The sequence below is a fragment of the Streptomyces telluris genome, assembly GCF_024519335.1.
Taxonomy (GTDB): Bacteria; Actinomycetota; Actinomycetes; order Streptomycetales; family Streptomycetaceae; genus Streptomyces; species Streptomyces telluris.
Map to the genome: position 1 here is coordinate 56,817 of NZ_JANIID010000029.1, position 18,741 is coordinate 75,557.

General features: G+C 76.0%; 15 protein-coding genes. 8 read left to right on the forward strand and 7 right to left on the reverse strand.

Annotated elements, in window-relative coordinates; all coding sequences use genetic code 11:
- Positions 1–141: 141 nt before the first annotated feature.
- Complete coding sequence (locus NQU55_RS26865) at positions 142–1,776, reverse strand: hypothetical protein (protein WP_168093847.1); 1,635 nt, start codon at positions 1,774–1,776, stop codon at positions 142–144.
- Positions 1,777–1,822: 46 nt separating this feature from the next.
- Positions 1,823–2,017: a hypothetical protein gene (locus NQU55_RS26870; protein WP_058047788.1), complete on the reverse strand. Its 195-nt coding sequence runs from the start codon at positions 2,015–2,017 to the stop codon at positions 1,823–1,825.
- Positions 2,018–2,369: 352 nt separating this feature from the next.
- Here NQU55_RS26870 and NQU55_RS26875 point away from each other — a divergent pair, with 352 nt between their 5' ends.
- The 4 genes from NQU55_RS26875 (at position 2,370) to NQU55_RS36915 (ending at position 6,113) form a co-directional block, all read left to right on the forward strand.
- On the forward strand, positions 2,370–2,783 hold the full coding sequence (locus tag NQU55_RS26875) for an ankyrin repeat domain-containing protein (RefSeq protein WP_168093846.1): 414 nt from the start codon (positions 2,370–2,372) through the stop codon (positions 2,781–2,783).
- A 182-nt stretch (positions 2,784–2,965) separates the two neighbouring features.
- Positions 2,966–4,216, forward strand: a complete 1,251-nt coding sequence (locus NQU55_RS26880) for a glycosyltransferase family 4 protein (RefSeq protein WP_168093845.1) — start codon at positions 2,966–2,968, stop codon at positions 4,214–4,216.
- A complete protein-coding gene (locus tag NQU55_RS26885) occupies positions 4,216–5,157 on the forward strand; it encodes an NAD-dependent epimerase/dehydratase family protein (RefSeq protein ID WP_168093844.1) in 942 nt (313 codons plus the stop codon). The genes NQU55_RS26880 and NQU55_RS26885 overlap by 1 nt, the downstream gene beginning before the upstream one ends.
- Positions 5,154–6,113: a phytanoyl-CoA dioxygenase family protein gene (locus NQU55_RS36915; protein ID WP_168093843.1), complete on the forward strand. Its 960-nt coding sequence runs from the start codon at positions 5,154–5,156 to the stop codon at positions 6,111–6,113. Before NQU55_RS26885 ends, NQU55_RS36915 begins: the two co-directional genes overlap by 4 nt.
- Before the next feature lie 204 nt (positions 6,114–6,317).
- Here NQU55_RS36915 and NQU55_RS26895 read toward each other — a convergent pair whose 3' ends face one another.
- The 4 genes from NQU55_RS26895 to NQU55_RS26910 form a co-directional block, all read right to left on the reverse strand.
- Positions 6,318–7,271, reverse strand: coding sequence for an aKG-HExxH-type peptide beta-hydroxylase (locus NQU55_RS26895; RefSeq protein WP_168093842.1), 954 nt, complete (start codon positions 7,269–7,271; stop codon positions 6,318–6,320).
- Positions 7,272–7,662: 391 nt separating this feature from the next.
- Positions 7,663–8,514 carry a class I SAM-dependent methyltransferase gene (locus NQU55_RS26900; RefSeq protein WP_168093841.1) on the reverse strand — a complete coding sequence of 284 codons (852 nt, stop codon included), beginning with the start codon at positions 8,512–8,514 and terminating at the stop codon, positions 7,663–7,665.
- A 22-nt stretch (positions 8,515–8,536) separates the two neighbouring features.
- Positions 8,537–9,349, reverse strand: coding sequence for a methyltransferase domain-containing protein (locus tag NQU55_RS26905; RefSeq protein WP_168093840.1), 813 nt, complete (start codon positions 9,347–9,349; stop codon positions 8,537–8,539).
- 38 nt (positions 9,350–9,387) lie between these two features.
- Entirely contained in the window at positions 9,388–10,677 is a 1,290-nt protein-coding gene (locus NQU55_RS26910; RefSeq protein ID WP_168093839.1) for a YcaO-like family protein, read from the reverse strand.
- 186 nt (positions 10,678–10,863) lie between these two features.
- Here NQU55_RS26910 and NQU55_RS26915 point away from each other — a divergent pair, with 186 nt between their 5' ends.
- The 4 genes from NQU55_RS26915 (at position 10,864) to NQU55_RS26930 (ending at position 17,099) form a co-directional block, all read left to right on the forward strand.
- Positions 10,864–11,637, forward strand: coding sequence for a sulfotransferase family protein (locus tag NQU55_RS26915; protein ID WP_168093838.1), 774 nt, complete (start codon positions 10,864–10,866; stop codon positions 11,635–11,637).
- Entirely contained in the window at positions 11,634–13,064 is a 1,431-nt protein-coding gene (locus tag NQU55_RS36920) for a sulfotransferase family protein (RefSeq protein WP_256791325.1), read from the forward strand. The genes NQU55_RS26915 and NQU55_RS36920 overlap by 4 nt, the downstream gene beginning before the upstream one ends.
- A gap of 80 nt (positions 13,065–13,144) precedes the next feature.
- Positions 13,145–15,031, forward strand: a complete 1,887-nt coding sequence (locus NQU55_RS26925; RefSeq protein ID WP_256791326.1) for an ATP-binding cassette domain-containing protein — start codon at positions 13,145–13,147, stop codon at positions 15,029–15,031.
- Positions 15,032–15,107: 76 nt separating this feature from the next.
- Complete coding sequence (locus tag NQU55_RS26930) at positions 15,108–17,099, forward strand: glycoside hydrolase (RefSeq protein ID WP_168095338.1); 1,992 nt, start codon at positions 15,108–15,110, stop codon at positions 17,097–17,099.
- A gap of 76 nt (positions 17,100–17,175) precedes the next feature.
- On the opposite strand, the gene NQU55_RS26935 is transcribed toward NQU55_RS26930, so the two are convergent.
- Complete coding sequence (locus NQU55_RS26935) at positions 17,176–18,714, reverse strand: ATP-dependent DNA ligase (protein WP_256791327.1); 1,539 nt, start codon at positions 18,712–18,714, stop codon at positions 17,176–17,178.
- Positions 18,715–18,741 lie beyond the last annotated feature (27 nt).

Here is an 18,741-nt window from a genome sequence, read left to right on the forward strand (position 1 = left end):
TGCGGCGGGACGGCGGGCGGCCTGCGGGGCGGCGGCCTGTCGGGGGCGTCAATCTTTTCCGCCGCTACGGCGAGTGGCCGACGACGAGCCGATCGGCGGTGCCGGGCCGGGCCGGCCGCGGGGGCCGGGCGCCGTTCCCCGCTACGTGGGCTGGACCGACAGGGGGCCGGGGTCGGCGTCCGGGTGGCCGTTCCCGGCGTAGGACCCCTCGGCGTATCCGGTTTCCGTGGCCGGCCCCGGATCGTGCGTGGGGAGCGCGCCGGACGGGGGCGGCAGGAGGGACAGGATCGCCTGGCGTTCGCGTTCGGACGTGTCCTCGTCGTACGGGTCGGGCGTCGAGGGGACCTGCAGCCGGTGGACCGGGCCCGAGCCGAGGCGGGCGTAGCCGCGTCCGGCCGGGGCCTCCGGCGGGGGCGTGCTCTGCGGCGGGGCGCCGAGCACGGAGCGCACCTGGCCGGCGGTGACCGCGCCGAGGACCACGCGGGCGCGCGTGTGCGCGAGCACCGGCTCGGAGAGCAGGGACGTGTTCGCCGCGTCGTCCAGGTGATCGCCCACCACGACGGTGACGTTGGCGATCCGTCCGTGCCGCAGCGGCACCTGCAGCAGTTCCTGGGGGTCCCTCCGCCCCTCGCCCGCGGCCAGGTGGCTGAGCGCGGTGGGCCGGTCGACGAGGATCCACAGGGGGCGGCGGACGTCCTCGGGGGTCTGGTGGCCCTGCCGGCGGGCGTGGTTGGCCGTGAGGAGGCGCCGTTCGGTCTCGTGGGTGGCCCATTCCAGGGCGGCGAGGGCTCCGGAGGGCGTGGACTCGACGGCGAGGACGCCGTCCCGCCCGCGGAGGAAGGCGAATTCGCCGGATCCGCTGCCGTCGACGGCCAGGACGTCGCCCTGCTCCAGGGCCTGCAGCGCGAGCGAGCGCAGCAGCGTGCTCGTGCCGGCGGCGGGCCGGCCGAGGACCAGCAGGTGCGGCTCGGTGGAGCGCTGGCCGGTGCGCCACAGCACCGGCGGCTCGTCGCTGCGGTCCGCGCCGTCGAGGAGGACGGGCAGGGTGCGGTGCACGGCGCCGGGGTCGGTGAAGCCCAGGACGCTCTCGCCGGGCGCGGTCACGAACCGCTGGGCGGAGATGTCGGCCGGCAGCGGCGGCAGGACGTACAGGTGGAGGCGGTTGGCCTCCTCGTCCCAGTCGAAGCGGTACTCCCGCCCGCGGCCGGCCTTCATCTGCAGCAACTGCTCGATCCTGGCCCGGGATTCCGGTTCGCCGTCGGTGAAGTAGGCCGGGTAGCGCAGCTCCAGGGAGGTCAGCCGGCCGCCGTGGTCGAAGGCGTGGGAGGTGAACGCCTCCTCGCGGTCGCCGTCGTACGCGTAGAGCGGGGCCGGGTCCTCCGGGACGGAGAGGTAGGGCACCAGGGCCTCGTAGAGCGCCTGGAGCCGTTCGCCCTCGCCCTCGCGGGACACCGTCTCGTGCGCGGAGCCGCGGTCGCGCCCGGCCCAGGCCGCCAGCGTCATCAGGGCGATGCCGGCGAGCGCGGGCCCGTACGGCACGAGGGCCACGATGGCGATGCAGGACCCCACCAGCAGCAGGGTGGGCCCGCGCCGGTCGCCCGGTGTCTGCGCCCACTTGCGCCACGCGCCGGCCGCCAGGGCGCGCAGTCCGCGCGCGATGACGATCAGCGGGTGGAATATGTCGGCCGCGCTGTCGGCCGCCGAGCGCGCGAGGTCCTGCCCGCGGGCGATCCGCCGGCCGCCGGTCAGGCCGCGGGGGAGCTGTCGTGGGTCCACGTCGGTCTCCTCCTGCGGGCAGGGCGGCGGGCGGGGGCGGGGCGGGTCAGAACTTGAGGCCGCCCAGGAGCCCGGCGAGGCTCGCGCTGCCCGCTCTGATGCTCGGGGCGATGGCGGTGCTGGAGAGGTAGAAGCCGAAGAGGGCGCAGACGATGGCGTGGCTGGCCTTCAGGCTGTCCTTGCGGAAGAACAGGAAGACGATGATGCCGAACAGCACGACACCGGAGATGGACAGAATCATGACGTTCTCCTGAGTGGTCGAGGGGTTCACCATGAGCTCCTCAAGACTCACAGAAAGTATTAATGCGACAAAAGGACAGCGCAGTTCGATCACCGTCCGGAAGTCTTGATCGGCAAGGAGCGGATCTTCGTCCGCGGAGGGGCGACGAGGGGCAAACCGCCTGACCGCGGCTCCGGGCCGCGCCTCGGGGGCGCGAAACCGGCCGACCGCGCCGGCTCCTGAGCGAGCCATTCCCGATTCACCCGAACGGGCGCGTCCGTGCCTGCCGGACACCGCGCCGCGACCGTACATAGGGTGGGAAGTACACCGACATCGCGTGCTGTCCAGGCGCCCAACCGGAGGACCGCAGACCATGACCGAGCAGACCCCCGAGACCGAGCCCGCCCACGACCCCGAGGTGCTCCAGCTCGCGGCCAAGGTCTTCGACCTGGCCCGCCACGGCGACACCGACACCCTCGCCGCCTACGTGGACGCGGGCGTGCCGGCCAACCTCACCAACGACCGCGGCGACTCCCTGGTCATGCTGGCCGCCTATCACGGCCACCTCGACGCCGTCACCGCCCTCCTGGAGCGCGGCGCGGACCCGAACCGGGCCAACGACCGCGGTCAGACGCCCCTCGCGGGCGCGGTCTTCAAGGGCGAGGACGAGGTCGTCCGCACGCTGCTGGCGCACGGCGCCGACCCGGCCGCCGGGGCGCCCTCGGCCATCGAGGCGGCGGGCGTGTTCGGCCGGCAGGACCTGCTGGAGCTCTTCCGGGGCGAGTGATCCCGGGCCGCCCGCACGCACGCGGGGCCGGGCGCCCGGCGCGCCCGGCTCGCGTGGCTCGCGTGGCTCGATGACGAGGCTGGCTCGTTCGCGGTCTTCCGCAGCGGCGCGCCCCGGAGCGCAATGAGAGGCCGGTGGCCCGCGCCGGCGGCCGCCAAGCCCGCTCCGGAGGTCGCCCAGTCATGCGGATCGCCTACCTGCACTCTGGAAGCATTCCCTCCGTCTATGCCAACGGAGTGCACGTGATGCGGATGTGCGACGCGTTCACCGACGCCGGGCACGACACCGAGCTGTACGCCCTGCCCGGCACGGCCCCCGCGGAGGACGTCCACGCCTACTACGGCACCCGCAACCGCTTCCCCATTCGCACGCTCCCCCTGCCCTCGGTACCGGGGGTCGGCGTCTGGCTCCGGGCCCGCCGCCTGCGCGCCGAGATCCGGCGCCACGGCGTCCCCGACCTGCTCTACGGGCGCGACCTGCACGGCCTCGTCGCCGCCTCCGGGCTCGCGCCGCTCGTCTACGAGACGCACCTCCTGTGGCACAGCAAGGCCGTCCGCGCGGCCGAACGGATGCTCTTCCGCAGCCCCGGCCTCGCCCGCGTCGTCTTCGTCTCCCAGGCGCTCGCCGACGACTACCGCGCCGCCTTCCCCCGCCTCGGCGCCCGGCTGGGGGCCCGGCCCGGCACCGACCTCGTCACCGCCCACGACTGCGCCGACCCGGTGCCCGCGGGCGGGCCCGTGGCGGAACTGCCCGGCAGGCCGGGAGCCGTGAAGGCCGGCTACGTCGGCCACCTCTACCCCGGGCGCGGCACCGACGTCATCCTCGCCCTCGCCGGCCGCCTGCCCGACGTCGACTTCCACCTCGTCGGCGGCACCGAGCAGGACCTGGCCCACTGGCAGGGCCGCAACACGCGCACCAACGTCTACTTCCACGGCCACCTGCCGCCCGCCGCCCTGCCCCCGTACCACCGGGCCTTCGACATCGTCCTCGCCCCGTACCAGCAGCGCGTGGCCTGCGCCGGGGGCATCGGGGACATCGCCCGCTGGGTCTCCCCGATGAAGCTCTTCGAGTACATGGCGTACGGCAAGGCGATCGTCGTCTCCGACCTGCCGGTCCTCCGGGAGGTCATGGCCGGCGGGCGCACCTGCCTGATGTGCCCGCCCGGCGATGTCGCGGCGTGGGCGGACGCCGTCATGGTCCTGGCCGCCGACCCCGCCCGGCGCCGGGCCCTCGGGGACGCGGCCCGGCGGCAGCTGCTGGAGCGTCACACGTGGCGGGCGCGCGCCGACCGCGTCCTGCCGCCCGGCGTCCGGACGGCGCCGCGGGGGCCCGTGGAACCCGTGGGACCCGTGGAACCTGTAGAACCCGGGATGGCCGTAGAGCCCGGGAAACCCGGGGAACGCGCGGACCTGCCCGGGGAAGGGCGCCCCTAGTGCGCGCCGTCGTCACCGGCGCGGCCGGCTTCATAGGCTCCCACCTCTGTGCGCACCTCCTGGCCGCCGGCGACAGCGTCGCCGGCATCGACGCGCTCACCGACTCCTACGACCCCGCCCTCAAAGAGCGCAACCTGCGCGGCCCGATGAGCTGCCCGGCCTTCACCTTCCACCGCGCCGACCTGCTGGACGCCGCGCTCGACCCGGTGCTCGACGGCGCGGACGTCGTCTACCACCTCGCCGCCCAGCCCGGCATCCGGCCGTCCTGGGGGCGCGAGTTCGCCCTCTACGCCGACCGGAACGTCCTGGCCACCCAGGTGCTCCTCGAAGCCGTCCGGGGCCGCCCGCTGGCCAAGTTCGTCTACGCGTCCAGCTCCTCCGTCTACGGCGACGCCCGCGCCTTCCCGACGGCCGAGACGGCCTGCCCCCGGCCCGTCTCGCCCTACGGGGTGACCAAGCTCGCCGCCGAGCACCTGTGCGAGCTGTACCGCACGGCTTACGGGGTGCCCGTCGCCGTCCTGCGGCTGTTCACCGTCTACGGGCCCCGGCAGCGGCCCGACATGGCCTTCGCGCGCCTCCTGGCCGCGGCGCGGGGCGGCCCGCCGTTCCCGCTCTACGGCGACGGCGAGCAGACCCGCGACTTCACCTACGTCCAGGACGTCGTCACCGGCATGCGGGACGCGGCCCGGTCCGGCTTCACCGGGGTGGCCAACATCGGCGGCGGCTCGCCGGTGTCCATGAAACAGGCCGTCGCCGCCGTGGAAAGCGTCGCCGGCCCCGTCGCCGTGGTCCCGCGGCCGCCCGGGCCGGGCGACGCCCGGCACACCGGAGCCGACATCACCGTCGCCGCCCGCGCCTTCGGCTTCCGCCCGCGGACGGCGCTGCACGACGGGATCGCGGCCATGGCGGGCGGCCGGGAGCACCGGGACGGGGCGCCGTGACGGGGCCGGACGCCGGGCCGGTCCCCGGTGCGGCCTCCGGGTCGGCCGCCGGTGCGGCCCCCCGGCCCGTGGCGGCCGGGCCCGCCGCCCTGCACACCGTCGAACCCGGCCCGTACGGCATCCCCGTCTCGCTGCGGCACGTCCTCGACGGCGCCCTCGTGGCCGTCAAGGGCGGACTGCGCCACATCGGCGCGCTGGGGACGATCCGGCGGGAGGCGGCCCGCGCCGTGGCCGCCGCCCTCCCTGCGGCCGATGCGGCCCAGGTCTCCGGAGCGCTCGAAAACGTGCACCGCCACGCGGACACCGCGCAGATCGCGGCCGTCCGAACCGACCTGGAGACCCGGCTGCGGCCCTTCTCCCGCACCGTCCTGCACGACGTGGCCAGGGCCCTGGAGCCGCAAGGAACCCGGCTCTACCTCAGCGGGCACCTCGGGATCCGCATCATGCCGCCGCAGCGCACCGTCGTAGCCGGGGGAGAGGAACCGGCCGGGCTCGAAGGCTTCCTGACGCCGCGTGGCGCCCACGTCGACTCCTGGTTCAACACCGCCGTCAACTCCGTCAACCTCTGGATGGCCGTCGGCCCCGTCCGCAGCGGCAACGGCCTGCTGTTCTATCCCGAGGCCTACCGCCGCCCCCTCCGCCACGACGGCCACACCCTGCTCCCCGGCCAGCCGATCGGCACCCCGGTCGACATCGAACTCGCCCCCGGCGACATCCTCCTCTTCGCCGGCGACCACCTCCACGCCTCCCGGCCCAACACCACGGCCGAGACCCGCTTCGTCATCACGAAGCGGCTGTGCGTAGGCGTACCGCGATACCCGTCGGCGGCGACGGGCTGGGTCCCGTACGAGGACCCGCGGTTGTGGGGGACGCGGTGGGAACGCTGGGCGACGTGGCGGTCACGCCTGACGACGGGGGGTGTGAGGGATGCGCTGAGGACGGGACGGAGGGGTTAACCCGGCGGACGCGCGGGGGCGGTTGGGCACCGCCGGTCCGGCGCTCGGGGGTTGATCGCCGCTGCGGCGGGGGTGGACCAGCGGCAGGTCCGGGGTGCCGGCCGGGCGCGTACGGGCGTGCGGCCGGGACCGTCCTGATGCCGTGGGCATCTGTGCGCGCCGCGACGGCGAGACGCGAACACGAGCAGTCCGGCGCTGCCGGGCCTACCCGCCGTCCCGCGCGGTCGTCGCGCACTGCCGCAGCAGCCCCGCCCCGTGTTCCGTCAGGCCTGCGCGGTGCGCGGTGAGGGACGTCACCGCCGTTCTCAGGTCTGTCAGCAGGCGGTCGTGGCGGGCCCGTACCGCCGCCCGCTCGGCGGCAGGGAGCCCGGCCCCGTCCGCCGTTCGGCGGTGGAGGAGGACGCAGCGGGCCAGGACCACCGTCTGCTGGAACAGGCCGCTGAGCGGGCGCGGGTCGGAGCGCAGGGGCGTCGTCAGCGGGCCCGCCGCGTCGTCGGCTGCGGGGCGCAGGAACGGTGCCCGGACTCCCGCGACGTTGCAGCGGTTGTGCGTGCCCTCGTGGACCAGTGCCTCGGCCAGCCGGGCCGGGCCCGGAAGCCCGGAGCGGGCCGCCGAGAGCCGCCTGCGGTTGATCAGGACCGCGCCGTGGACGGTGAAGTCGGTGAACCCGTCGATCGCCATGCCGTCCAGGAGCGCCACCTGGCGGACCACGGTGCGGAGTTCGTCCAGCATTGCGGGCCACACGTCCTGAAGCAGTCGCACCGCCGCCTCCAGGGCCTCCCGGTCCGCCGTCCGCCATGGACCGAGCGCGGCCGTGACCGGCTGCCCGTCGGCCCCGGCCCGGGACGGCAGCTGGGCCAGGGCGCGCCGCAGGCTGCGCAGCAGGTGGGGGTGGTCCGCGGGGCCGGCGAGCTCGACCGGCCACGCGGCGGGCCCGGTCGCGGCGGGGGCGGGCGGCCCGGCCCACCCGTTCACCGGAGCCCCGGCCCCGTCCGTGCCCCCGCGCCGCGCCGCGCCCTGCGCCCGGTGCGCGGCCTCCACGGCGGCCGGGTGCAGGGGGAGCGGCGGCAGCCCCGCGCCCTCCGCCACCGCCGTCAGTAGCCGCTGTAGCGCCTGCTGGTCGGCGTGCGCCGCCGCGAGGTCCGGTTCGACGTCCACGCAGTCCTCCCGCCTCGTCCCCGCAACCACCCCGGCCCCACCCGTCCCCAACCCGGTCGCACGGAGCGGCCGACCGGACCCCTGCCCGGTCGGCCGCCGGAGTGCGGCCTGCGCTGCGCGGCCGGGCTACTCCTCGAACGGTATGTCGACCATGAGGGCGAGCTCGGGGAGCTCCTCGGCCGGGACTTCCTGGACTTCTGCGACGTCCTGGGGCATTTCCGCTCCTTCGGCGGTGAGGGGTCTTGCGTTCGACGAGGCGTCGGAACACCGGCGCACCCGGCTGACATGGTGCCCGCGGGACACCGTGATCGCCATGGTGGAACGGGCCGTTCCGAGTTGCCCGCAGCCGCCCGCCGGCCAGCGGATTCCGCCCGTCCGCGGCCGCCGTGGCTCAAAGGACGTCCCTCCCGGCGCCGCGGCCCGGGCGCGGCGCGGGCTTGCGGGCCAGCAGCGAGAACGAGAGCGGCACGGCGGGGACGCCGGCGGGCAGGTGCCACCACCCGTCGTCGCGCTCCTCCAGGAACGGGAACATCGGCCAGGCCACGAACGGCCACTCGTGCAGGAACTCGATGACCAGCCCCGCCTCCAGCAGCGCGTTCACTATGTCCCCCAGGGCGTGTCCCCAGGAGAACTCCCATCCGTCCGCCTCGGCCTCCGGCGCCGCCAGCGGACTGCGGTAGCGCCAGCGCAGCGGCTCGCCGGAGCCGAAGTACGGGTAGCGGACGGCGAGTTCCCGGCTGTCCGTGCGGTTGTCGAAGAGCCAGGCCGTCGGGTGGGACTCGAAGAGGTAGAACCGGCCGCCCGGCGCCGTGAACCGCGCGACGACCGCCGCCCACCGGCGCAGGTCCGGCAGCCAGCCGAGCACCCCGTGCGAGGTGTAGACGAGGTCGAAGGTCTCGTCCAGGTGCCGCGGCAGGTCGTAGACGTTGGCGCAGAGGAACCGGGCCGAGGGGGCGACGTCGCGGGCCAGGGAGCGCGCGGTCGCCGTCCCCTCGGCGGAGAAGTCGACGCCGGTCACGCGCGCCCCGAGCCGGGCCCAGGAGAGCGTGTCCAGCCCGACGTGGCTCTGCAGGTGCAGCAGGGACAGGCCCGACACGTCGCCCACCTCCTCGACCTCCAGCCGGCGGATCCGCATGCCGCCGCGGCGGAAGTCGTCCAGGCCGTAGAAGGCGGAGGCGGCCTTCAGGGGCGTCCACGCCTCCCACTGCCGCCGGTTCTCCGCCATGTACGCCTCGGGGTCCATGGCCGCCCTCCCTTCCCCCGGGTCACTCCGGGCGTTCGTAGACGGAGACGTGGTACGCGCTGGACGACGTGAACGGCGCGCCCGTCCAGTCCCCCCAGCGCTCGCGCAGCCGCAGCCCCGCGAGGCGCGCCATCAGGTCCAGCTCGCCCGGCGCCGCGTACCGGAACGACACCGTCGTACGGTGCATGCCGAGGCCGTCCGCGCCCTGGTCGAGGACGATGTAGTGGGAGCGGTAGCGCTGCGCCGCCCGGTCGGTCTCTCGGAACCGCAGGACGACCTCGCCGCTGCCGGTGGGCAGCACCTGGCCGCCCGCGGACCGGTCGTCCGCGAGGGCCTCGGGCACGTGCGCGTCCAGGACGAACAGGCCGCCGCGGCGCAGCCGCCGGGCCGCGCCCGCGAAGCAGTCCACCTGGGCGTCCTGGCTGGTCAGTTCGGCGAACGTGCCGCTGACGACGTAGACGAGCGCGTATGTCCCCGGGAGGCCGGCACCGGCACCGCTATCGGGTCCGGCTTCGGCACCGGGCCCGGCCGCCGCCGCCCCGGCCGTGCCGAAGTCCCCCATCGTCACCGGTATGCGCTCGCCGCCGGGCTTGGCCCGCAGCTGCTCCACCATGGCCGGGGAGGCGTCGATGCCGTGGACCTCCACGCCGCGTGCCGCGAGCGGCACCGCGATCCGGCCGGTGCCGATGCCCAGCTCCAGGGCCGGCCCCGGCCCGGCCGCCCCGGCGAGCCCGGCGAGGGCCGCCACGGTCGCCTCGGTGGTGCCGGACGCGGCGAACCAGGAGTCGTAGCGGGCGGCGAAGGCGGTGTAGTCCGGCGAACCGGATGAGGTCATGGTCGGGCCCTTTCTCGCGGTCGGCCGGCCGGGTGCGGTCAGCCGAAGGGATGGGGGAGCGCGCCGGGCATCCGGCTGTCGTCGGCGGGCAGGGGCCGGGCGCCGGGAGCGATCACCCGCACCACGCGGACGCCTTCCGCACGGATGCCGGGGGTGTCGGTGTCGACGAGCAGCACGTCGCCGCCGGTGTGCGCGGCGAGCGCGGCAAGCCCGCCGTGCGGTCCGGCCGGCCGCCGGTCGCCGGCGCCCTGCTCGTACGGGGCTCGCACCGCGCCCCCGGGCCCGTCCACGGGGTCGCCCGGTCGCGTCCCCCGCCCCACCCGTCCCGTCCAGCGCCCCAGCGCGTCCTGCCCGTGGAAGGCCCACAGGGCGTGTTCCAGGGCCGTGCGGGGCGGGGTGCGGCCGCCCCAGCCCTCCCACGTGCGCAGGGCCACCGGGCTGGTCATGCTCCAGCGCACCATCAGGGCCTCGTAGGCGGCCCTGGCCACCGTCGCCGCGCGGTCACCCGCCCGCGCGCAGCGGGCGCCGAAGCTCTGGCCGGGGCGGCCGGGCGGCGGCCCGCCGTGGACGCAGACGACGGCGCACTCCGTGCCGGCCGGTGCGGGCAGCGTCAGCAGCGCGGCCCGCAGGTCCAGGGCGGTGAGGAGGAGCCGCAGGGGCCCGGGCAGCAGGTCGTCCGCGGGGGCGGCGCGCGGCGGAGGCGCACCGGGCCCGTACCAGCTGCGCCGGATCACGTCCCGTTCGAGGAGCTCCAGGGCGGCGTGCCCCGCCGCGGCCTCCCGGTCCGGGCGGGCTCCCAGGCCCGTCGATCCCGCCCCCGAGGTCGTGCCGCAGCCGGGCGGCGGGCGGTGCTGGAGGAACACCTCGCCCGCGGGGACGAGCAGTTCGGCGCCGGTGAGCGCGGAGCGGGCCGGAACCCACAGCTGGCGCACGGCCCGCGCGCCCGTCCCGCCCGTGCCGTCGCCGAGCTCCGCCGGGTCCAGGGCGGGCACGCCGCGCCGCCGCCAGCCGTCGTGGTCGCCCACCCAGCGCGCCGCGCTCTCGGCGGCCCGGCCGGCCAGCACGTTGCCCATGCGCTCCAGCAACTCGCCCCGGGCGCGCAGTGCGACGTCGGCGCGGTCGTCGCCGGCGGCGGCGCCGATGAGGACCCGGGCCGCGCCGCTCGCGCTCGTCCGGCCGAACTCCGGCGACCGTGCGGCCGTGCGCGCGAAGACCACGCCCGGACCCTCGGCGAACGGGGCGAACACCTCGGGCCGCCAGCGCTGCGCACATCCGGAGCCGTCCGGGGACGGCGCCTCTCCCGGGGCGTCCGGGTGCGGTGTGGTCATCGCCCTCGATTGGACCAAAGGCGCGGCGCCGGCACAACGGCACCCGGGGCAACCGGCGTCGCGGCAGCGAATTCCGGCCGCCCGGGGCGCCGTTGACAATTCCGTGCGATCCGGCACGGTGGCGTCGGCGCACGGGCCGCCGGGCCCCGAACCGTCCCGCCACCCCCGCGAGGAGGCCGCGAAGCCATGACACCCGACCGCGCAGTCCGCCCCGGATCCCTCCCCCGCACCGGAGCCGTCCGCCACCCGGGGGCCGTTCCCCGCCTCGGACCGCCGGCCCCCGCCCCCCGGCCCAAGATCTTCGGCATCGGCCTGTCCCGCACCGGGACCCGGTCCCTGACCGCCGCCCTGCGCACGCTCGGCTTCGACGTCGCCCACTACCCGGCCGACCCGGGCACCTACGCGGCGCTCCTCGCCGGCACCGCCCGCTTCCCGCTGCTCGACCACCGCGACGGCATCACCGACATCACCGTCGTGCCGTACTACCAGGACCTGGACCGGGCCTGGCCGGGCGCCAAGTTCATCCTCACCGTCCGCGAGGAGGAGGCCTGGTTGGCCTCCTGCCGCACCCACTGGAAGCCGGCGATCGACGGCAAGGCCGGCCGGAGCGAGGTCTACCCGCAGCTGCAGCGCTTCCTGCGGGCCGCCGTCTACGCGAGCCACGCCTTCGACCCCGAGCGGTTCCGCACGGTCGCCCGCCGCCACACCGCCGAGGTGCTCCGCCACTTCGCCGGCCGCCCCGGCGACCTGCTGGTCCTCGACATCACCGCCGGGCAGGGCTACGAGCGGCTGGCGCCCTTCCTCGGCGTCCCCGTCCCCGACGAGCCCTTCCCGCACACCAACGCCTACGCGAGGGTCCCGGCCGAGGCCCCCGAAACCCCCGAAACCCCCGAAACCCCCGAGGCCCCCGTGGCCGACGGCACCGCCGGGCCCGCCGCGCCCACCGGGGGCGCGCGGTGAGCGCGTCCGGCCGGATCCGGACCCTCCCCGGGGACTTCTCCCCGCCCGGCGGACGTCCCGTCGACCTGGTCCTGCGGACGGTCGGGGAGCGCACCACCGACCTCGCCCTGCGCCTCGCCGTCAAAAACATCCGCCCGAACCGCGTCCACATCGCCGAAAACATCCGGCCGTTGTCGGCGGCCGTGGACCGGATCCTCGCCCTCGACCACCGCGGGGCCTCGCACGTCGTCCACTTGGACGCCGACTGCCTGGTCCTGGAGGACATGCGGCCGTTCCTGGACGCGAACGAACTGGCCTACACCGACTGCTTCGTGCACGACCGCTTCCGCGGCCGGGTCCACTGCGGCGTGCACATCACCCGGGCGGACCTGGTGCGGGGCATGCGCCGGGCGGACCTCGGCGCGTTCGCGCGCGACTGGGTGGGCCCCGTGCTGCGCCCCGAGGCCTTCCGCCGCCACCTCGCCCGCCGGGAGCTCCAGCCCGGCGTCCAGCTCAAGGGGTTCCGCATCCTCCACGACCACTTCCAGGACCACGCCGACATCTACGCCAAGTACGCGCTGCGCGAGCTGCGCAGCCGCGAGGAGGGCTCCCGGGCGCGCCTGGAGGCCGCCATGGCGCAGTGGGGCGACGGCCCCGACTTCACGGTCGCGCGGGCGGCGGTCCGGCACAGCCGCGCGCGCGTGCCCCACGGCCTGACGCCCAATCAGCTCGCCGCCCGCATCGAAGAGCTGCCCGCCGTCGCGGCGCGCGAGACCGCGGCCCTCGGACTGCCGCCGCTGCCACCCCCGGCCATGGCGGACGTGTACGAGGCCGCCTCGGTCCTCCCTCGCGAGGAGCGGGTCAAGGTCTTCGGGCTCGGCCTGCCCGGCACGGGGACGCGCAGCCTCACCACCGCACTGCACGAACTGGGCGTCGACCTCGCCTCGTTCCCCTTCGGCGCGGGTGACGCGGCCGCCCTGCGCCGCGGCGACGGCCGCTTCCCGGCCCTGCGCCACTACGACGGGCTGGCCGACGTCTTCGCCCTGCCGCACCTCGCCGAACTGGACGCCCTCCACCCCGGTTCCCGGTTCGTGCTGACCGTGCGCGACAAGGAGGGCTGGCTGCGCGCCGCCGAGCGGCTGTGGGACACCGGCTGGCCCGCGGGAGCGCCCGCCGCGGAGCGGGAAGCGCAGCGCGAGGCCCGCCGGCTGTTCCAGGAGCGCATCTGCGGCGGGCACGGCTTCGACCGGGAGCGGCTGGCCCGGGCGTACGACGCGCAGGCCGCCCGCGTCCGCGCGTACTTCGCCCGCCGCCCCGGCGACCTGCTGGTCCTCGACGTCTGCGGTGGCGAGGGCTGGGAGAAGCTCGCTCCCTTCCTCGGCCGGCGGGCCCCGGCCGTGCCCTTCCCGCACACCAGGACGAATCCGCTGGACCTCCTGCCGCGCTGAAGCGGTCGTGCACCACCTAAAGGGGCCACAGGACGGAGAGTTCCGCCACGCGGCGGCCGGTGTGACGGCACCATGACCCGGTGACGAACGCCACCGCCCCGCGGATCCCCGCCCCCGCCGCGCAGCCGGACCTCGACCTCGGGTGGGACGACCCGCACTTCCAGCGCGTGGCCTCCGCGAGCCTGCGGCAGATGGCGGCCCGGCTGCCGGCCGTCCTCGGCCGGGCGGCCCGGCTGGGGTGGGCGGCGGACCGGGCGGCCACGGTGCAGATGCTGGTCGCCCAGTGCGTGGCGGCGGCCGCCGCGGCGCTCGCGCTCGCCGCCACCGCGCGCGTCATGGCCGGGCTCTTCGGCCCCGGCACGGCCGCCGGGCACCTGTACGCGGCGCTGCCCGCGCTCACCGTCGCCGCCGCGGCCGCCGCCGTGCGCGCCTGCGCGGACGCCACGGCCCAGTACGCCGCGCTGCGGCTGGCCCCCGAGGTCACCGCCCTGGCCGACGAGCGCATCCTGGCCGACACCCCCGAGGTCGAGCTGACCGCCTACGACCGGCCCGACTTCAACGACGCCCTGCAGGCAGCCGGCACGGGAGCCCAGGCCACCCAGGACCTGATCACCGACGCCCAGGTGCTGCTCTCCGCCGTCGCCCAGCTGATCGCCGCGGCGGCCGTGCTCACCACCCTGCACCCCCTGCTGCTGCCCCTGCTGGGCCTCGCCGTGCTGCCCAAGGGAGCCGCCGCCGTCGCCGCGGCCCGCATCGCCCACCGCGCCGCCCACACCAGCCTCGCCGACAACCGGCTGCGCTACCTCCTGCGCCGCTTCAGCACCGAGCCGCGCACGGCCGCCGAGATCCGGGCCGGCACCATGGCCCCGTACCTGCGCCAGTGGTACGCCCACCTCACCGACCGGATCCGCACCCGGCACCGCGCCGCCGCCCCCCGCGTGCTGCTGGTGACGCTCTGCGGCGCGGCGGGCTCCGGCACCATGCTCGCCCTCACCTGGCTGACGGTCGGCGCGCTCGTCCTCGGCGGCGCCATGGGCCTGGCGGTCGCCGCCACCGCGGTCGTCGCCGTACGGGCCTCCACGGCCGCGCTGACCTCCCTGGTCATGGCGGGGGCCCGGCTCTTCCGCACCTCGCTCTACCTCCAGGACTGGCAGGCGTTCCTGGACCTGGCGGAGGAGTTGAGGGCCGTACGCGGCCCGCAGCGGCTCGGGGCCGGCGGCCCCCGGGAGATCCGCGCCCACGACGTCTCCTACCGCCACCCCGGCGCCCCGCCCGGCAGGCCCGCCCTGGACGGCGTCAGCGTCACCCTGCGCTCGGGCGAACTCGTCGCGCTGGTGGGGGAGAACGGCTCCGGGAAGACCACCCTCTCCCGGCTGCTGACGGGGCTGTACCTGCCCACCGCCGGACGGGTCACCTGGGACGGCACCGACCTCGCCGAGACCGACCCCCAGGACGTCTGGTCGCGCGTCGGGCTGGTCCCGCAGGACTTCACGCGCTGGCCGATGGCGGCCCGCGAGAACATCACCCTGGGCCAGCCGCGCGGCGGCGACGACCTGGTGCACGCCGCGGCCCGCGCCGCGGGCGCCGACAGTGTCCTGCACGGCCTTCCGGGCGGCCTGGACGCCCTCCTCGCCAAGTCGTTCTGGGGCGGCCACGACCTCTCCGGCGGCCAGTGGCAGCGCTTCGCCGTGGCGCGCGCCTTCTACCGCGAGGCCGCCGTCCTCGTCCTCGACGAACCCACGTCCGCGATGGACCCGCGCGCCGAGCACACCGTCATCAGCCGCTTCAAGGAGCTCGCCGCGGGACGCGCCGCCGTGTTCGTCACGCACAATCTGACCAACACCCGCATCGCCGACCGCATCGTCGTCCTCGCCGAGGGCCGCGTCGTGGAGGAGGGCACCTTCGAGGAACTCGCCGTCGGGGGAGGACTCTTCGCAGAGCTGTACAAACTGTCCCAGGACCGGTGACGCGGCGCGGGCCCGGACGGCCTCGGCAACGACGGGTTCTTAAAACCCTCTTACCTCCGTTCGTTATCAACTCCCCATGCACCTCTTCACCTCCTGCCGCACCGCCCGCGCCGCCGCCGTCGTGCTCGCGGCCACCCTCCCGTGCATCACCCTCGCCGCGCCCGCCCACGCCGCCGCGCCCGACCGGACGGTCCGCGTGCACGGCCAGTCCGTGGACCTCCCCGTCCGCGGCGGCACCGCCACCGTCGACACCGCCACCCTGCGCGTCACCGCCCGCACGGCCGCGGGCGGCACCGTGGAGCTCTCCGCACCGGCCGCGACCGCCCCCGGCGCTCCCGGCGCCGTCACCGCCACCGCGGACGGCGCCCGCTGGACCTACCCCGGCACCGGACTGGAGGTCACCGCCCGCGCCGACAAGGGCCGGCTCCTGGTCACCGTCCGCTCCACCGGCGCCGCCGACCGCACCCTGAAGTGGCCCGTCACGGGCGCCGGTTCCGCCTCCGCCGCCCTGCAGCTGCCGCGCGGCGAAGGCCTGTCGATCCCCGCCCGGGACGCCTTCTGGAACTCTCCCGAGGCCAAGCTGGCCGGAAGCGAGATCGCCGTGGACTCCGGCCTCTCCCTGCCCCTGTGGGGCTGGTCCGCGGGCCGGACCGGCGTCAGCTACCTCGTCCCCACCGACATCGGCACCACGCTCGGCGTGACCTCCGAGCAGGGCGCGCTGCGCGCCACCGCCGCCCACTCCTTCTCCCGCGCCGAGGGCACCACCGACTACACCGTCGCCTTCAGCCTCACCGACGGCTCCCCGGTCGCCCCCGCCCTCGACTACCGCGCCTGGCTCAAGGAGCACGGGCAACTCGGCAGCCTCAAGCGCAAGATCGCGGCCGTCCCCGCGAACGAGAAGCTGCTCGGCGCCTTCCACGCCTACACCTGGGGCCCGGCCCGCACCGCCGACGGCGTCCGCAAGCTGCGCGCGCTCGGCGTGGACCGCATGTGGCTCGGCTACGACGCCGACGACCAGCCCATGACCCCGGCCGCCGTCAAGGCCGCCAAGGACGCCGGCTACCTCGTCGGCCCCTACGACTCCTTCGCCAACGGCCAGGACCCGCAGAAGTCCGACGCGCCCACCTCCGTCTGGCCGGACGAGGTCTACCCGGACTTCTGCGTCCGGCGGGCCGACGGCTCGCCCGAGCCCGGCTTCCACGACCGCGGCTGCTACCTGAGCACCGAGGCGTTCGAGAAGGCCGAGCCCACCCGCCACTACCTCGCCGACCGCACCCGCAAGATGACCGCCAACGGCGCCGACAGCTACTTCCTCGACGTCGACGCGGCCGGCGAGCTCTACCGCGACCACAGCGCGGCCCACCCCCAGACCAAGGCCCGCGACCGCGCCAACCGCCTCACCCGCATGAAGCGCCTCGCCGACGGCGACAAGCTCGCCCTCGGCTCCGAGTCCGCCGGCGCCTGGGCCAACGAGGTCCTCTCCTACGACCACGGCTCCGGCACGCCCGTCCACGACGGCCTGTGGGAGGCCCAGCGCGACAAGGCGAAGTGGGGCGGCTACACCCCCGCCAAGGCGCCTGACATCTTCTTCAAGCCCGCCGAGCTCCCGGCCGCCGTCGCCAAGGCCATGTACGACCCCGCCTACCGCGTCCCGCTGTACGAGACGGCCCTGCACGACTCCCTCGTCAACGCCGAGCGCTGGGAGCTGTCCTACGACAAGCTGCCGCAGCAGAAGACCGCCCGCGCGCTGCTGGCGATGCTCTACAACACCCCGCTCAACTTCGTCATCGGCGGCGACTCCCTGGAGAAGCAGGGCAGCGAGCTCGCCGCCCTGCAGAAGTACTTCTCGCCCCTGCACAAGGCGGCCGGCACCGAACCCATGACGGACTTCCGCACCCTGACCGGCGACCGGAGCGTCCAGCGCACCGCCTTCGGCGACGGCACCCTCACCGTCACCGCCAACTTCGGCACGAAGGCCTACGAGGGCCTGCCCGGCGGCTGCGTCGACGCGAAGCTGAAGGGCGACAAGAAGCCGCGACGGCTCTGTCCGGCGGACGTCAACCGCTGAAGAACAAGCCTGTCCGGGGGCACCTCCCAGCGGTAGCCGGGGGAGCTTGAGGACCGGGGCCGGGGCGGAGCCCCGGTCACGGTCCGCCGAGCGCCAGCACCGTCTCCAGCATGTCGGCCTCCTCCGCCCGCTTGTCCTCCCGGTACCGCACCACGCGCGCGAACCGCAGCGTCACCCCCGCCGGGTACCGGGAGGACCGCTGGAGACCGTCGAAGGCGACCTCCACCACCAGCTCCGGCCGCACGGTCACCACGAAGCCGTCGTCGCTGACCGCCAGCCCCCGCAGCCGCTCCGTCTGCCACGCCAGCATCGCGTCCGTCATGCCCTTGAACGTCTTGCCCAGCATCGCGAACGAGCCGTCCGGCCGCCGCGCCCCCAGGTGGAGGTTCGACAGCTTCCCCGTGCGCCGCCCGTGACCCCACTCCACCGCCAGCACCACCAGGTCCAGCGTGTGCACCGGCTTCACCTTCAGCCACGCGGCGCCCCGGCGGCCCGCCGTGTACGGGGAGGCCAGCGCCTTGACGACCACGCCCTCGTGCCCGCGCCGCAGCACCGCCTCCGCGAAGTCCCGCGCCGCGGCGCGCGCTGCGGCCGCCGCCGGGTCCGTGACCACCAGGCGCCGCACCCGCATCGGCTCCGGCACCACCCGTGCCAGCTCCGCGTGGCGCTCCGCCACCGGCAGCGCCAGCAGGTCACGGTCGTCCACGGCCAGCAGGTCGAAGAAGACCGGGGACAGGGGCACCGTCACCGCGGCCCCGGCCACGTCCAGCCGCGAACCCACCCGGCCCGCCGTCTCCTGGAACGGGCGCGGCCGCCCCTGCGCGTCCAGGGCGATCACCTCGCCGTCCAGCACCGCCGAGGACACCGGCAGCTCCCGCGCCACGCGGCACAGCTCGGGGAGCCGCTCGGTGATCTCCTCCAGCTTGCGCGTCCAGATCCGCACCTCGTCGCCCGCGCGGTGCACCTGCACCCGGATCCCGTCGAGCTTCTCCTCGACGGCGCACGGCCCGAGCCGGTCCAGCGCCTCCTCGACGTCCTTGGCGGTGTGCGCCAGCATCGGCAGCACCGGCCGGCCCACCTCCAGCCGGAAGTCCGCCAGCGCCGCCGGGCCCCGGGCCAGCAGCTCGCGCGCGACCGCCGCCAGGGAGCCGCCCAGCATCACGGCGCGGCGCACCTCCGCGGGGTCCGCGCCGGCCGCGGCCGCGAGCCCTTCGGCCGCGAGCGCGTCGAGGGCGCCCTGCCGCAGCTCCCCGCCGAGCAGCCCCCGCAGGAAGTGCTGCTCCTGTTCCGTGGCCGCGCCCATCAGCGCGTCCACGCGGCGCTTGCGTTCGGCCTGCGCGCCCTTGCCGGCCACGGCGGCGATCCCGTCGACCGCCCGGTCGACCTCCGCGACGGTCAGCGCGGGCGTGCCCGCCGGGGGCGGGGAGGAGCGCAGCACACTCCAGCCGATGCCCACCCTGCCCTGCGGCAGCCGCCCCGACAGGTAGGTCAGGGCGACGGGCGCCTCCCGCGGGTCCGCGCCGCGGAAGAGGCCGGCCAGCAGGGCGGTCTTCGCCGACCGCGCGGAGGTCGCGGCCACCTCGGCGGACACGCGGGCGACATCGGCCAGGAGCATGCCCTCATCGTGCAACGGGCGTGCCCG